Below are 14,763 nucleotides of genomic sequence, written 5' to 3'. Positions count from 1 at the left end.
ATTAGTCGATTGATTTAACAACTGCCTTTGGCGCTTCTTTTCTAGTGCCATCAAACCCATCAATACCGCTTACGGTTGTATACTTCAACACATAGCGTTTCCCTGGATTGATAATTTGATATGCTGCCTGACACATTAAAGTCGCCTCATGAAAACCACACAAAATCAATTTCAACTTTCCTGGGTACGTATTGACATCTCCAATAGCAAAAATACCGGGAATATTGGTTTGGTAATCCAGAGAATTATCCACTTTAATGGCATTTTTTTCAATTTCCAATCCCCAATCGGCAATCGGCCCTAATTTAGGTGACAAACCAAAAAGAGGAATGAAATGGTCACATTCTATCTCAAATTCTGTAGGGATATGATCTGCTTTGGTGACTACAACACCTGCTACATGATCATCTCCCAAAATACCAACAACTTCTGCTGGAGTAATTAAATTGATCTTCCCTTTATTCTTCAGTTCCTGAACTTTCTCAACAGAATCTAAGGCCCCCCTAAACTCATTTCGTCTATGGATTAGAGTGACTTCTGAAGCGACATCGCTTAAAAAGATACTCCAGTCCAACGCCGAATCTCCTCCACCTGCAATGACCACTCTCTTGTTGCGATACACTTCAGGATCCTTAATCATATATTCTACGCCTTTATCCTCGAAGTTTGCAATGTTGTGTATTAAAGGCTTTCTTGGTTCAAAACTTCCCAAACCTCCTGCAATGGCAACCACTGGCGCATGGTGCTTTGTTCCTTTGTTGGTGGTCACAATAAAACTACCGTCCTCCAATTTTTCAATGGTTTCAGCACGCTCTCCCAAGGTAAAGCCTGGTTCAAACTGTTTGCCTTGCTCCAAAAGTTTTTCGGTTAAATCACCAGCCAGAATCTCTGGATAGGCAGGAATATCGTAAATAGGTTTTTTAGGATATATTTCGGAACACTGTCCTCCAGGTTGTGGTAAGGCATCTATCAAGTGACATTTTAATTTTAATAATCCTGCTTCGAATACCGTAAAAAGTCCTGTTGGCCCAGCGCCAATAATAAGAATATCTGTTTTAATCATGAATTAGTTCTTTCTGCGACAAAAATATACACATGAAATATTGATTTATATGATATTTGTCATTTGGGAATTCATTGATGAGTCTTAAAGAGTCGACTCGTTATGCCTCTACATTGATGACTTGTTCAATTTGAGGCGCATATTTTTTAATGGTCATTTCCACACCGGATTTTAATGTCATTTGATTAACACTGCATCCAACACAGGCTCCTTCCAACTGCACTTTAACCAATTTATCGCCTTCAATTGAAACCAGGGAAATGTTTCCTCCGTCACTTTCCAAAAAGGGACGGATTTCAGCTAGCGCCTTTTCTACATTTAATTTTAATTCTTCTGTTGTCATTATTTATATGAATAATGTGACTTACTATTTCTTAACGGCAGAACACCCTGCCATGGTTGTAATTTTTATCGCCTCGGTTGGTGGCAAATCCTCGTTTCGTCTTACCACTTGCTCAACCACATTTCGGGTAATCGCTTCAAAAGATTGCTCCAAGGCAGTAGCGGTTTGTAAGGCTGCTGGACGACCTACATCCCCAGCTTCACGAATACTCTGTACCAAAGGAATTTCCCCCAAAAACGGCACTTCTAAATCTTCTGCCAAATTCTTGGCGCCTTCCTTACCAAAGATATAATATTTATTCTCAGGCAATTCAGCAGGTGTAAAATAGGCCATATTTTCGATAATACCTAAAACCGGCACATTTATACTGTCCTGTTGGAACATAGCCACTCCTTTTTTGGCATCGGCCAGGGCCACATTTTGCGGTGTACTTACCACAACCGCACCAGTAATTGGCAAGGATTGCATAATGCTTAAATGGATATCACCGGTTCCCGGAGGTAAATCGATTAATAAGAAATCCAAGTCTCCCCAAGCCGCATCAAAAATCATTTGATTTAAGGCTTTTGCCGCCATTGGCCCTCGCCATACTACGGCTTGGTCTGGTTTGGTGAAAAATCCAATTGACAATACCTTCACTCCATAGCTTTCGATGGGCTTCATTTTCGACTTTCCTTCCACATTAACAGCTACGGGCTTTTCATTCTCCACATCAAACATGATAGGTACGGAAGGCCCATAAATATCGGCATCCAATATTCCTACATTGAATCCCATTTTGGCCAAGGATACAGCTAAATTGGAAGTAACGGTAGATTTTCCAACCCCTCCTTTTCCAGAAGCAACGGCTATGATATTTTGGATTCCAGGAATTTTCTTCCCTTTAATTTCATTCTTCGGCTTTTCTGCTGCCTCAACTTTTACATTTACCTTCACTTTAGCCTTTTCATACACCTTGTCGTGGATGACTTTCATGATCTCCACTTCAGTTTTCTTTTTGGCTTGTAAACTTGGGTTTGAAATAGTAATATCTACTACTACCTCATCTCCAAAAGTCACTATATTGGTTACGGCGCCACTTTCAATCATATTTTGTCCTTCTCCAGGAGCAGAAATACTTTCTAGTGCTTTTGATATATCTTGTTTTTTTAACTTCATAATATGCTAACTACGTAGAATTTTCGCTTTTAAAAATTTGGGCCTGCAATTTTTCAAGGTAGAATTTTCAGATATGACTTCTCAAATCCAGACCTCTTTACAAAAAGCTAAGGCTCACTAATTTAGACTTATTCTAAAATGCAAATATACTGTGAATTGTTTAGAATGAGAAACAGTTTAATTGAAATGATTTATGCCCAAATTTAGATTAATTATAGTTCTTTGGAAGGATCCCAAAATACCTTTTCAAAGTCTTGAACTTGGTTGTTCGCAACCTTTACACCTTCGCTTTCCAGCAATTGCTGCATATGGTTGGAACCTTCAAAATGAAATTTGCCCGTGAGCAGCCCTAAACGATTAACAACGCGATGCGCTGGCACATCCTTCCCCGCAGATCCATTCATGGCATATCCCACCATTCGGGCACTTCTGGCGGCACCAAGGTATTTGGCAATAGCGCCATAACTGGTTACGCGCCCACTTGGAATCTGTTTGGCTACCTCGTATACTTTTTCAAAAAAACTTAAGGTTTCGGGTTTCATTTCAAGTCCTTAATGATATTGACCAAGGTGATTAAAGAAATGATTCCTGTTATTCCACCAATGATATAGTTCATGTTTTTCTGAGAGGTAAACTGTAAATGTTTGATTCTTTCAAAAAAGAACATATAAATGTACAGCATGGCAAACGAACCCATGGCGGCTCCAGACACATAGGCTGAAATACTTGTAGTATCAAATTGCAGCCAACCCAACGATGCCAACGTAATGGCCATATAAGCCTGAAACGGAATAGGAAACACATTGATGCTAGACATAAACATTCCCTGAAAAAACCTGCTACGCTTGCTTTTTGGTTCTAGTTCTTTTTCGGCCTTTCCGCCTCCCTTGGCAACCAAAAGAAAATATACGGTTACCAACACAAAAATCACAAAAGCTACGCGCTGTAAAATTTCCACAACATCAGGATGTCTATTTAAGTATCTTGCAAAAACGGTTGCGATAAGGGTTTGGACAAATACAATAATACAGGCGCCTATTGAAAATACAATGCCTCTTATATGACCTTCCTTTAAGCTGATTTTGGCAGCAGTCATATTCAACAACCCAGGAGGCATGACAGCTAAAAAAGCAGCCATAAATCCTAAAACAAAGGCTATGGTAATATTCAAGAATCTTTGATTTTAAACCTAATATACGTAATTGGTTTGTTTTGTTCTAAATATTGACTCTCATAAAACGTTTGTATGCTGGTCACCTCTTCCGGACTACCTTCCTGTCTGTACACATCATGGTTGGAGTACAACACTTCATGTCCTTCACCATGCAACAAACCAAGCGTGTAACCATGCATAAACTCGCTATCGGTTTTTAGATTAACGATACCGTCTGGCTTAAGAATGTGTTTGTAACGTTTTAAAAATTCAGAATTGGTCAAGCGGTGCTTGGTACGCTTATATTTTATTTGTGGATCCGGGAATGTAATCCAAATTTCGTCTACTTCATTTTCAGCAAAGGCATACTCGATCAATTCAATCTGCGTTCTCAAAAAGGCCACGTTATCAATCCCATCTTCCACTGCTGTTTTGGCACCTCTCCAAAAGCGAGCTCCCTTAATGTCAATTCCTATAAAATTCTTTTCTGGATATTTTTGCGCCAAGGCTACGGAATACTCTCCTTTTCCACATCCCAATTCCAACACCAACGGATGATCGTTTTTAAAAACGGTTTTGTTCCAGTTACCCTTCAACGCAAATTCCGCATTCACCAATTCATCCCTTGTAGGCTGAAATACATTTGAAAACGTCTCATTTTCCTTAAAACGCTTGAGCTTATTTTTACTTCCCACTACTTCAATTTAATGTTTATAATAAGATTCGGTAAAATTAAGGAAATATATGGAAGCAGTATTATACTTATCTTTGATAATTAGTGCTTCTGGGGAGGTTTGGCCTGTTCAAGTTTCCCTTTGAAAACTATAAGCAACCGAAAGCCCTTTAGCGTCGCTATGAAAAAACGCATTTTAGTCATGCCCCTTAACTGGGGATTGGGTCACGCGACCCGCTGCATTCCAATTATCCGTGCTTTAATAGCACACCATTTTGAACCCATCATTGCTTCCGATGGGGATGCGTTGGCTCTGTTAAAAAAGGAATTTCCTCATTTGGAATCCTTGGAACTGCCTTCTTATAAAATTCATTACGCCAAAAAGGGACAGTGGTTCAAACTGAAATTGATTGCCAATGCCCCAAACATTTTAAAGGCTATAAAAAACGAAAACAAGATGGTCGACCAGATCATTGCAACCCACAATATTGACGGCATTATTTCAGACAACAGACTTGGGGCCTACTCCAAGAAAGTTCCTTCGGTAATTATTTCCCACCAACTACGAGTATTAAGTGGCAATACCACCTGGTTCAGTACACGCATGCATCAATCCTACATTAAGAAGTATAATGAATGTTGGGTTCCGGACAGTTTGAAATCACCAAATTTAAGCGGACAACTAGGCCATGTTGATAATTTTGAAATCCCCTTAAGATATCTGGGGCCTATCAGCCGTTTTGAAAAACAGGACTCCAAAGATGTCTATGACATCATGGTATTATTGTCGGGACCAGAACCACAACGCTCCTTATTGGAAGAAAAAGTTTTGGCGCTTTTTAAAGATCAGCCTACAAAAACTGTTTTTATAAAAGGGGTGATGGATGCCGAGCAAAGCTGTGAACAAATGGGCAATATGACCATTTACAATTATATGAGCAGTGACCAATTGGAAGCCACCATCCACCAAAGTTCGCTTATTGTATCCAGATCTGGATACACTACAGTGATGGATTTGGCCAAACTTGGGAAAAAAGCCTTTTTTATTCCAACTCCAGGTCAATTTGAACAGGAATACCTTGCCAAAAGATTGGACAGCCAAAACTTGGTGCCGTATTGTAAGCAAGATGATTTTAGCCTGGAGCAATTGCAGCGCGTGAACGCCTACCAAGGACTTTCAGACCTGGAATACGATGTGAATTACAAAAAGCTATTCAGCCTTTTCAAGGGTAAATGAAAATTCACTTCCAACGCCAATTTCACTCTCTACATAAATCTTTTCGTCATGAGCCTCTATGATGTGCTTAACGATGGCAAGCCCCAAGCCAGAACCTCCTTCTTTACGAGAACCACTCTTATCTACACGGAAGAAACGCTCAAATAAACGTGGGATATTTTCTTTTCCAATTCCTTCCCCATTGTCTGTCACTCTCACAATCACCTTATTCTTGATCAGGTTTTCTATACTCACTTCGGTAGTTCCCTTATCATGCCCGTATTTAATGGAATTTACAATAAGGTTTGTAAGCACTTGCTGTATACGCTCTTTATCAGCTCTTACCATTACTGGGGCTGTATAATCCATGTCAAAAACCAATGAAATCTTTTTCTTGGAAGCCTTCATTTCTAACATGTCAAATACATTTTCTACCAACTGCACAATATCAAACACTTCTACATTCAAACTTAAATCGCCCGCTTCTAATTTGGTAATCATATCCAAATCGCTCACAATGTAAATTAACCGCTCGACCCCCTTATTGGCTCTTTCAAGATATTTTTCTCGGATTTTTTTATCGTTTTGAGCACCATCAATCAATGTTTCCAAATATCCCTGCACCGTAAACAAAGGGGTTTTAAGCTCGTGGGCAACATTACCCAGAAACTCCTTTCGGTATTCTTCCCTTACTTTTAGGGTTTCAATTTCAAGCTTTTTGTCCTTAGCGTATTTATCGATTTCGTGGGTAAGGGTAGCCATATCGGTTGTAATGGGCTGCTTCCTTAAAGACGTAGACTCCAACAAGGTAAGATCATCATATATCTTTTTAACCCTTCGGTATATAAAGCGCTCTACCCGGTATTGGATTACGGCAAAAGAAAACAGGTAACACACTACCGCAAACCCTAACACCAATACCCACCAATATTCAACATTGGAGGTATATAAAAAAACACTCATAAAGAGCGTTAAAAAAAGTGTGATGTACGTAGAAGTTCTTATAGCGAACTTATACGATTTCTTGATTTTTTTCTTCTGCATTAATCTACAAACTTATAGCCAACTCCTTTTACGGTTTTAAAGCTATCATCTCCTATTTTTTCTCTCAGTTTTCTGATATGAACATCAATGGTACGTCCGCCTACAACAACTTCATTACCCCAAACCTTATCCAGTATTTCCTCTCTTTTAAATACTTTTCCCGGTTTGGTGGCCAATAAAGATAGTAGTTCAAACTCTTTTCTGGGAAGCACTATTTCTTCTCCTTTTACAGAAATTTTATACTCCTCTCTATTGATGGTCAAGTTACCAACTTTCATTACGTTATCCGCAGCATCATCTTCTTTAAGACGTCTCAACAATGCCTTCACCTTACTAATCAATACTTTTGGCTTGATAGGCTTGGTTATATAATCGTCAGCGCCTGCTTCAAAGCCCGCAACTTGCGAATAATCTTCTCCTCTGGCGGTAAAAAATGTAATGATGGTTTCTCCCAATTCTGGAATCTTCCTGATTTGCTCACAGGCTTCAATACCATCCATCTCCGGCATCATCACATCAAGAATTATCAATTGTGGTTTTTCAGCCTTAGCCTTTTTAACGGCCTCATGACCGTTTTCAGCAGTAACCACCTGATAGCCCTCAGAAGAAAGGTTATATCCTACGATTTCCAGAATGTCCGGTTCATCATCAACCAGAAGAATTTTTATGTCCTTTTTTTTCATCGGTTTTATTGTAATCTTTTCAGCGTCAAAGATAAAACTAATAACAAAAATTTATACTTCCTTACATAATGATAACATTAAGATAACTTTTCGCTTACCCTTATGTAATCTCCTACAAATAATCTAATTTTTCCAAGCCTTTAATCAAATGGCGGCTTTGTTTCCTTTTGTTAACCTCGACATTAATTTATTGTAAAATAAATACTTATACTTCAATATCGTTAAAATCGCATTGATTTCTGTTTATATTTGTAAGAACCGCATTACTAATTTAAACACTGAAATTTATGAAAAAAATTTACTTTTTGGTATTTACGCTTACTACAATGTTATCTTTTGGCCAGGATATGGTAATATCTGGTGTGTTTGACGGCCCTCTTTCCGGAGGCCTTCCCAAGGTTGTTGAACTTTACGTTATCAATGACATTGCCGATCTATCACTTTATGGTTTTGGTTCGGCCAATAACGGAGATGGTTCTGACGATATTGAAGTAACCCTTTCTGGATCAGCCACAGCCGGCACCTATCTTTATATTGCATCGGACGACACGTCTGTTGTGGAATATTTTGGAATTACCCCAGATTTCATTTCCGATGCTGCCAATGTAAATGGTGATGATGCCTTGGAACTGTTCTTCAACAGCGCTGTTACCGATACATTTGGAGACATTAATGTTGATGGCAGTGGAGAATCTTGGGAGTACAGAGACGGATGGGCTTACCGTGTAGATGGAACCGGCCCTGACGGAACTAGTTTCATAGTTAGTAATTGGACTTACAGCGGACCAGACATGGTTGATGACTGTACCACTAATGCTTCCTGCACGTCGCAATTCCCTATTGGCACCTATAGTACAGAAGCTTCCACAGATCCTAGTTTAGTAATTCTTAGCCCTTCTAGCGGACAAGAATTTATTCCTGGAACCACTTCCGTTACACTTTCCATAAGCGTCCAAAATTTTGCGGTTGGAAATCCCGGAGAAGGTATCGACGGTCATATCCATTGGAGTATCGACAGCGGGGATGATCCTGTTGTACAACCCATGAAATACGATACTGAAGATGTTTCTATTCCTGTAGTCAACGGTGGAGAATACACCATTGAAATGCACTTGGTCGACAATGATCACAATCCCATAACTCCAGCAGTGAGCGCTTCAGTTGAATTTGATGTAGAAGAAATCATTCAGGTGGAAAATCTAGCTGCATTAAGAGCAGATTTTGAAACTAATGGTGAAGGTCATTTTTACGAACTATTGAGCACTCCAACCGTCACTTATACCAGAACGTTTAGAAACCAAAAGTACATCCAAGATACAAGCGCCGGAATATTGATTGATGATAATGAAGGCATCATTACAACCACCTTTGCCGAAGGGGATGGTATTGAAGGCCTTATGGGACAGGCTTCTGAATTTAATGGCGTATTACAATTTGTTCCCACCGCGGATGCTTCGGTAGCAACAGCAACGGCAGTTACTCCTGAAATTGTAACTATTGCTACCCTTTTAACGGATTGGGAAGATTACGAATCGGAATTGATTGAAATTGCAGATGCAACATTTGAAGACGCCGGTGCCACTTTTGAGACTGCCAGCAATTATAACCTTAATGATGGTGCCATAATTAATTTTAGAACCAATTTTAGTGAAGCTGATTACATTGGCAGCACCATTCCTTCAGGTCCCGTCCCTGTAATTGCTTTGGTAAACGAATTTAATGGTTCTCCACAAATTACCTCCAGAAGTTTGATGGATATGACACTGTCTGTAAATCAATTTGAAAGTCTCCAGTTTTCACTTTACCCGAACCCTACAACCTCTGGCCTTGTAACTGTTGCCACGGCAAACCAAGGAAATGTAACAGTAAACATTTATGATGTGTTGGGTAAAAACGTACTTAATACCAATATCATGAACGGACAACTAAATGTTAGCACTTTGGCACCTGGAATATACCTTTTAAAACTAGAACAAAACAGTGCTTCAGCCATCAAAAAGCTGATCATTAAATAAGAAAATCTTCCTTATCTTAAAAAAGCGTTGCCATGGCAACGCTTTTTATTTTTGCCTACTTTTGTTACATGATATCAGCCCAAGACATTTTCGGGATACAAACTCAAGAAGAGTTTCAAAAAGTAGCCCTGGACGTTTTTAAGTTTCAATTTAAATACAATACAGTCTACCGATCCTTCTGCGATTTGTTGTACATCCATCCCAGCGATATTTCAAACTATCGAGACATTCCTTTTCTGCCCATCCAGTTTTTCAAGTCGCATGAAGTATTGAGCAGTAAAGAAACCATTCAAAAAACATTTAGCAGTTCAGGAACTACAGGCTCCGTGACCAGTAAACACTATGTTACAGACCTTGCGCTTTATGAGCAAAGTTTTAGAAAAGGTTTCGAACATTTTTACGGCCCTGTTGAAGACTATGTGGTTTTGGCCTTGCTACCGTCCTATTTGGAACGCGATGGTTCATCGCTTATCTATATGGTGAACGACATGATTAACCAATCCAAACACCCAGAAAGCGGCTTTTACCTTCATAACCTGAGCGATTTAAAAGAGAAACTTTTGGAGTTGGAATCCCAACAGAAGAAGACTTTACTCATTGGGGTTTCCTTTGCACTTTTGGATTTGGTGGAATCGTTTCAATTTGATTTGAAACACACTATTGTTATGGAAACTGGCGGCATGAAAGGCCGAAGAAAGGAATTGATTAGAGAAGAACTCCATCAAATTTTGAAAAAAGGGTTTGGGGTAGAACATATCCACAGTGAATATGGTATGACAGAATTATTAAGTCAAGGTTATTCCAAAGGGCAAGGTATTTTTGAATGTCCTCCTTGGATGCAAATCCTTACTCGCGATCCTGAAGATGCGCTCACATTGGTAGACAACAATAAAACTGGAGGCATTAATGTCATTGATCTTGCCAACCTAAATTCTTGTGCTTTTATTGCCACACAAGATCTTGGCCGTGCTTATCCAAACAACACATTTGAAGTCATTGGTCGTTTCGATCATTCAGATATTAGAGGCTGTAATTTAATGGCCTTGTAAGGTTCATAAATTTTTACCGACCAAGGGTTTGCTAAGAAAAAAGCAAATTTATTTTTTTAGTTGGTTGGTTAATTGAACGCCCGGTTTTGCTTCCGGGCGTTTTTTTATGCTACTAACTTAATGATGTAAGTGTTTTTCTTTCCTTTGTTGATGATGATATACTGTCCGTGGATTAAATCTTCTTCACTCAAGATGTAATCTTCCTTCACTTTTTCTTTGTTCACCGCCACCGCATTTTCCTTAAGTGCTCTTCTAGCTTCGCTGTTAGACCCTAAGAATCCTGTTTTGGCTGAAAGCGCTGCAATCATATCCAGGCCTCCTTCCGCAAATTCTGCTTTAGAAATCTCCGCTTGAGGAACCCCTTCAAATACATCCAAAAAGGTACTTTCATTTAAAGTTTGAATGTCTGCCTTAAAGGTTTTGCTGAACAAGATATTCGAAGCTTTTATGGCATTTTCCAATTCTTCTTTCGAGTGCACAAATGTGGTCACTTCTTCCGCCAATCGTTTTTGAAGGATTCTTGCATGTGGCATTTCCTTGTGTTCTGCAATTAGCGCTTCAATAGTTTCCTTATCTAAAAAGGTGAAGATTTTAATATACTTTTCAGCATCCTCATCGGTAGTGTTTAACCAGAATTGGTAGAATTTATACACCGAAGTTTTATCGGCATCCAACCATACATTTCCGCCTTCAGACTTCCCGAATTTAGAACCATCGGCCTTTGTAATCAATGGACAGGTCATAGCGTAGGCCTTGGCTTCTTCCCCAACATTCATACGACGTACCAACTCCGTTCCTGTCGTAATATTTCCCCATTGGTCACTTCCACCCATCTGCAACAAACAGTTGTAGTTTTTATACAAATGGTAAAAATCGTATCCTTGGATTAACTGATACGTAAACTCAGTAAAAGACATCCCAACACTTCCTTCCTCTCCAGAAAAACGCTTTTTAACCGAGTCCTTGGCCATCATATAGTTTACCGTAATACGCTTTCCTACATCACGGGCAAAATCGATGAATGAAAAGGTTTTCATCCAATCGTAATTGTTCACCAAAACAGGCGCATTGGCTTTAGTGGAATTAAAATCCAAAAATCGAGACAGCACCCCTTTTATCCCCTCCACATTGTGATTCAAGGTTGCTTCATCCAAAAGGTTTCTCTCATCGCTTTTCCCTGAAGGATCTCCAATCATTCCCGTGGCACCACCTACCAAAGCAATTGGTTTGTGGCCTGCTTTTTCCAAATGCACCAATAAAATAATCGGCACCAAACTTCCTATATGCAAAGAATCTGATGTAGGATCAAACCCAATATATGCAGTAGTCATTTCCTTATTCAACTGTTCTTCGGTCCCGGGCATTATATCATGCACCATTCCTCTCCATCTCAATTCTTCAACAAGCTTATTTGCCATAATATTTTCTATTGATCACTTATTTTTGGCAAAGATAAAAATCAATGTAGAAATCCTCATGCTTTATGAATAATTCTTTACTTTAGTTCCATGGTTTTAGTCACAGGAGGCACAGGTTTGGTAGGGTCACATTTACTCTACAAACTCATCAGTAACAATGAAAAAGTTAGGGCTATTTACAGGAATCCCGAAAGTCTTTCTACCGTTAAAAAGGTGTTTTCATATTACTCGCAAGATTCCGAAAAACTGTTTGACGCCATTGAATGGGTTAAAGCCGACATTACTGACATTCCATCATTAGAAATCGTTTTTCAAGGAATCACACAGGTCTACCATTGTGCTGCCTTAGTGTCCTTTGCTCCCAACGATTATTACAAACTTCGAAAAATAAATATTGAAGGCACTGCGAATGTGGTCAATTTATGTTTGGCCAACGGCATAGCGAAACTATGCTATGTTAGTTCTATTGCTACGGTTGGCAAACCTCCAAAACCAGAGATGCTTATAGACGAAACTACGCCTTGGAACCCAGAAGATGACAACAGTGTGTATAGTATTACCAAATACGGCGCTGAGATGGAAGTTTGGCGGGGATCTCAAGAAGGGTTAAATATTGTAATGGTAAATCCAGGCGTAATTATAGGCCCCGGATTTTGGAACGGGAATGGCAGTAGTGGCCTAATAAGACGAATTTATAAAGGCATTCCTTATTACACCTCCGGTACTGGTGGCTATGTAGATGTGGATGACGTAGTGACCATCATGCACCAATTGATGCATAGTAATATTACCAACGAAAATTTTATTTTGGTTTCGGCCAATATTCCTTTCCGAGACTTTCAATATAAAATAGCAACAACTTTAGGAGTTAGCCCAGCAAAAAAGGAATTACCACAGCTATTTTTGGAAATAGGATGGCGCTTAGATTGGCTTAAACACAAACTCACGGGATCTTCCAGACAACTATCAAAGCAAATGGCAAAGACCGTTAGAAACAACTCCCAATATGACAGTTCAAAAGTAAAAAACACCTTAAACTACACTTTCAAGGATATTGATAAAAGTATAGAAGGTGTCTGTCACTTTTTTTTGGAAGACCTTAAGGATACATTATTGCCCTAAAGGCTTTTTTAGTTTTTTTAAAGCATCAATTCTCAATGAATCTCCCGCAATTACTTTTTTAGGTATTCTTGGTGCTCTAATGGAATCTTTTACCTTTTTTATAGAATCTTGCTTACGTGTTTTCTCTGCCTCCTCAACCTCACGAATAGAGTCAAAATGTTTTTTCTGAGCATCGATGCGCTTCTCTACCTCCTTAACAATGGCGTCATAAGCTTCAACATCGTAAGCATAATAATCATTGCTTTTTGCGAACTGCATACTATCAATGCCATGCTTGTTAAAGACATATTGTTCAGGATGAATTCCGTTGTCTTCTAAGGTTTGTTTTTTCATAGACTTAGCAGCATTCATCACAAAAACATCATAAAGGATATCCGACATTTTATCTTTGGCAATCAGGTTGTCTGGCTTTTTAGGCTTTTTCACATCCTGACACCCAAAAAAAACAGCTATTAGTACAGAAAAACTCAGTAGTTGTTTCATCTGTCAAAAGTTAATCTTTTGGCTGCTTTACCGTTGGTAAACTTAAAGTTATTATAGACCAAGTAACCGTTTACAAATGTGTGGGTAATACGAGATTTAAAGGTTGTCCCTTCAAATGGTGACCAACCGCATTTGTAAAGAATATTCTCCTTTTTCACAGACCATGGACTGTTGACATCTACAATCACTAAATCGGCAAAATAGCCTTCACGGATATACCCTCTTTTTTCTATCTGGAACAAAATGGCCGGGTTGTGGCACATTTTCTCAACGATTTTCTCTAATGATATCTTTTCTTTGTGGTAGGCCTCAATCATGGCCACCAAAGCATGCTGAACCAAGGGTCCTCCTGAAGGGGCTTTGGTATACACATTTTTCTTTTCTTCCAAAGTATGTGGTGCATGATCTGTAGCAATCACATCTATACGACCATCCAACAAAGCTTTCCAAAGTCCTTCTCTATCCTTGGCTGATTTTACCGCTGGATTCCATTTAATAAGCGTTCCTTTGGCATCGTAATCTTCATCACTAAACCAAAGGTGGTGTATACAAACTTCGGCTGTAATTTTTTTCTCCTTTAACGGTATCTTATTAGTGAACAGTTCAGTCTCTTTTGCTGTAGACAAATGGAATATATGTAATCTTGCTCCTGTTTTCTTAGCTAACTCAATAGCTTTTGAAGACGACAAATAGCAAGCCTCTTCGCTTCTAATTTCTGGATGGAACTTAATTGGAATATCATCACCATACTTTTCAGTATACTTAGCCAGGTTGGTTTTTATAGTTTCTTCGTCCTCACAGTGTACAGCTATCAATAAATTGGTACTGCTGAAGATTTTTTCCAAAGTTTTTGGATCGTCCACCAACATGTTTCCCGTAGAAGAACCCAAAAACAATTTTAAGGCCGCTACATTCTTTTCGTCTACTTTTAAAATTTCCTCCAAGTTGTCGTTGGTCCCACCAAACATAAAGGAATAATTGGCATGCGACGTTTCGGCCGCAATGGCAAACTTTTCCTCCAACTTTTCAATGGTAGTGGTTTGAGGCACCGTGTTAGGCATTTCTATAAAAGTAGTAATCCCACCTGCAATGGCAGCTTTGGATTCGGTTTCAATATTTGCTTTATGGGTTAAACCAGGCTCTCTAAAATGTACTTGGTCATCAATAGCACCGGGAAACACATAATTCCCTTCGGCATCAATCACCTTTACACTCGATGATTTTGCACTTATGGAATCCGCAATCTCTTTGATATACTCTCCCTCAATTAAAATATCACCTTCAACAATTTTGCCTTCATTAACAATTTTGGCATTTTTAATAAGTACCGTATTTGTTTTCAT

General features: G+C 39.0%; 15 protein-coding genes. 4 read left to right on the top strand and 11 right to left on the bottom strand.

Going from position 1 to position 14,763, the window contains the following annotated elements; genetic code table 11:
* Position 1: 1 nt before the first annotated feature.
* The 6 genes from RBH95_RS02975 to trmB form a co-directional block, all read right to left on the bottom strand.
* The gene (locus RBH95_RS02975) at positions 2-1,063 is read right to left on the bottom strand and encodes an NAD(P)/FAD-dependent oxidoreductase (RefSeq protein ID WP_307901251.1); all 1,062 of its coding nucleotides are present in this window, start codon (positions 1,061-1,063) and stop codon (positions 2-4) included.
* A 100-nt stretch (positions 1,064-1,163) separates the two neighbouring features.
* Positions 1,164-1,406 carry a NifU family protein gene (locus RBH95_RS02970; RefSeq protein ID WP_307901250.1) on the bottom strand — a complete coding sequence of 81 codons (243 nt, stop codon included), beginning with the start codon at positions 1,404-1,406 and terminating at the stop codon, positions 1,164-1,166.
* A gap of 24 nt (positions 1,407-1,430) precedes the next feature.
* Positions 1,431-2,564: an Mrp/NBP35 family ATP-binding protein gene (locus tag RBH95_RS02965; RefSeq protein ID WP_307901249.1), complete on the bottom strand. Its 1,134-nt coding sequence runs from the start codon at positions 2,562-2,564 to the stop codon at positions 1,431-1,433.
* 212 nt (positions 2,565-2,776) lie between these two features.
* On the bottom strand, positions 2,777-3,106 hold the full coding sequence (locus tag RBH95_RS02960) for an MGMT family protein (protein ID WP_307901248.1): 330 nt from the start codon (positions 3,104-3,106) through the stop codon (positions 2,777-2,779).
* A complete protein-coding gene (locus tag RBH95_RS02955; RefSeq protein ID WP_307901247.1) occupies positions 3,103-3,735 on the bottom strand; it encodes a LysE family transporter in 633 nt (210 codons plus the stop codon). The genes RBH95_RS02960 and RBH95_RS02955 overlap by 4 nt, the downstream gene beginning before the upstream one ends.
* Positions 3,732-4,412, bottom strand: a complete 681-nt coding sequence (gene trmB / locus RBH95_RS02950; RefSeq protein WP_307901246.1) for a tRNA (guanosine(46)-N7)-methyltransferase TrmB — start codon at positions 4,410-4,412, stop codon at positions 3,732-3,734. Before trmB ends, RBH95_RS02955 begins: the two co-directional genes overlap by 4 nt.
* Positions 4,413-4,571: 159 nt before the next feature.
* On the opposite strand from trmB, the gene RBH95_RS02945 reads away from it, so the two are divergent.
* On the top strand, positions 4,572-5,627 hold the full coding sequence (locus RBH95_RS02945) for a glycosyltransferase (RefSeq protein WP_307901245.1): 1,056 nt from the start codon (positions 4,572-4,574) through the stop codon (positions 5,625-5,627).
* Here the strand turns inward: RBH95_RS02945 and RBH95_RS02940 are convergent.
* Positions 5,601-6,650 (bottom strand): cell wall metabolism sensor histidine kinase WalK, encoded by a 1,050-nt coding sequence (locus RBH95_RS02940; protein ID WP_307901244.1) that lies wholly within the window; start codon positions 6,648-6,650, stop codon positions 5,601-5,603. The two genes, RBH95_RS02945 and RBH95_RS02940, sit on opposite strands and share 27 nt — an antisense overlap.
* A complete protein-coding gene (locus tag RBH95_RS02935; protein WP_307901243.1) occupies positions 6,650-7,333 on the bottom strand; it encodes a response regulator transcription factor in 684 nt (227 codons plus the stop codon). Before RBH95_RS02935 ends, RBH95_RS02940 begins: the two co-directional genes overlap by 1 nt.
* 287 nt (positions 7,334-7,620) lie before the next feature.
* On the opposite strand from RBH95_RS02935, the gene RBH95_RS02930 reads away from it, so the two are divergent.
* Together RBH95_RS02930 and RBH95_RS02925 are read left to right on the top strand one after the other, a co-directional pair.
* Positions 7,621-9,348 carry a T9SS type A sorting domain-containing protein gene (locus RBH95_RS02930; RefSeq protein WP_307901242.1) on the top strand — a complete coding sequence of 576 codons (1,728 nt, stop codon included), beginning with the start codon at positions 7,621-7,623 and terminating at the stop codon, positions 9,346-9,348.
* A gap of 68 nt (positions 9,349-9,416) precedes the next feature.
* Positions 9,417-10,397: an acyl transferase gene (locus tag RBH95_RS02925; protein WP_374047822.1), complete on the top strand. Its 981-nt coding sequence runs from the start codon at positions 9,417-9,419 to the stop codon at positions 10,395-10,397.
* A gap of 104 nt (positions 10,398-10,501) precedes the next feature.
* Here the strand turns inward: RBH95_RS02925 and tyrS are convergent, their stop codons facing one another.
* On the bottom strand, positions 10,502-11,815 hold the full coding sequence (tyrS, locus tag RBH95_RS02920) for a tyrosine--tRNA ligase (RefSeq protein WP_307901240.1): 1,314 nt from the start codon (positions 11,813-11,815) through the stop codon (positions 10,502-10,504).
* Between the two features lie 90 nt (positions 11,816-11,905).
* On the opposite strand from tyrS, the gene RBH95_RS02915 reads away from it, so the two are divergent.
* On the top strand, positions 11,906-12,937 hold the full coding sequence (locus RBH95_RS02915) for an NAD-dependent epimerase/dehydratase family protein (protein ID WP_307901239.1): 1,032 nt from the start codon (positions 11,906-11,908) through the stop codon (positions 12,935-12,937).
* On the opposite strand, the gene RBH95_RS02910 is transcribed toward RBH95_RS02915, so the two are convergent.
* Positions 12,926-13,420 carry a DUF4296 domain-containing protein gene (locus tag RBH95_RS02910; RefSeq protein WP_307901238.1) on the bottom strand — a complete coding sequence of 165 codons (495 nt, stop codon included), beginning with the start codon at positions 13,418-13,420 and terminating at the stop codon, positions 12,926-12,928. The genes RBH95_RS02915 and RBH95_RS02910 overlap by 12 nt on opposite strands.
* Entirely contained in the window at positions 13,417-14,763 is a 1,347-nt protein-coding gene (locus RBH95_RS02905; RefSeq protein ID WP_307901237.1) for a dihydroorotase, read from the bottom strand. Before RBH95_RS02905 ends, RBH95_RS02910 begins: the two co-directional genes overlap by 4 nt.

The organism is Mangrovimonas sp. YM274 (genome assembly GCF_030908385.1).
In the GTDB taxonomy this organism is placed as follows: Bacteria; Bacteroidota; Bacteroidia; order Flavobacteriales; family Flavobacteriaceae; genus Mangrovimonas_A.
This window is presented reverse-complemented; position numbering and strand designations above follow the sequence as displayed.

What these genes read in the sequence shown, in the direction of transcription:
- RBH95_RS02975 (WP_307901251.1), bottom strand. Translation starts at nt 1,063, where the DNA reads ATGATTAAAACAGATATTCTTATTATTGGCGCTGGGCCAACAGGACTT.
- RBH95_RS02970 (WP_307901250.1), bottom strand. Translation starts at nt 1,406, where the DNA reads ATGACAACAGAAGAATTAAAATTAAATGTAGAAAAGGCGCTAGCTGAA.
- RBH95_RS02965 (WP_307901249.1), bottom strand. Translation starts at nt 2,564, where the DNA reads ATGAAGTTAAAAAAACAAGATATATCAAAAGCACTAGAAAGTATTTCT.
- RBH95_RS02960 (WP_307901248.1), bottom strand. Translation starts at nt 3,106, where the DNA reads ATGAAACCCGAAACCTTAAGTTTTTTTGAAAAAGTATACGAGGTAGCC.
- RBH95_RS02945 (WP_307901245.1), top strand. Translation starts at nt 4,572, where the DNA reads ATGAAAAAACGCATTTTAGTCATGCCCCTTAACTGGGGATTGGGTCAC.
- RBH95_RS02940 (WP_307901244.1), bottom strand. Translation starts at nt 6,650, where the DNA reads ATGCAGAAGAAAAAAATCAAGAAATCGTATAAGTTCGCTATAAGAACT.
- RBH95_RS02935 (WP_307901243.1), bottom strand. Translation starts at nt 7,333, where the DNA reads ATGAAAAAAAAGGACATAAAAATTCTTCTGGTTGATGATGAACCGGAC.
- RBH95_RS02930 (WP_307901242.1), top strand. Translation starts at nt 7,621, where the DNA reads ATGAAAAAAATTTACTTTTTGGTATTTACGCTTACTACAATGTTATCT.
- RBH95_RS02925 (WP_374047822.1), top strand. Translation starts at nt 9,417, where the DNA reads ATGATATCAGCCCAAGACATTTTCGGGATACAAACTCAAGAAGAGTTT.
- tyrS (WP_307901240.1), bottom strand. Translation starts at nt 11,815, where the DNA reads ATGGCAAATAAGCTTGTTGAAGAATTGAGATGGAGAGGAATGGTGCAT.
- RBH95_RS02915 (WP_307901239.1), top strand. Translation starts at nt 11,906, where the DNA reads ATGGTTTTAGTCACAGGAGGCACAGGTTTGGTAGGGTCACATTTACTC.
- RBH95_RS02910 (WP_307901238.1), bottom strand. Translation starts at nt 13,420, where the DNA reads ATGAAACAACTACTGAGTTTTTCTGTACTAATAGCTGTTTTTTTTGGG.
- RBH95_RS02905 (WP_307901237.1), bottom strand. Translation starts at nt 14,763, where the DNA reads ATGAAAACAAATACGGTACTTATTAAAAATGCCAAAATTGTTAATGAA.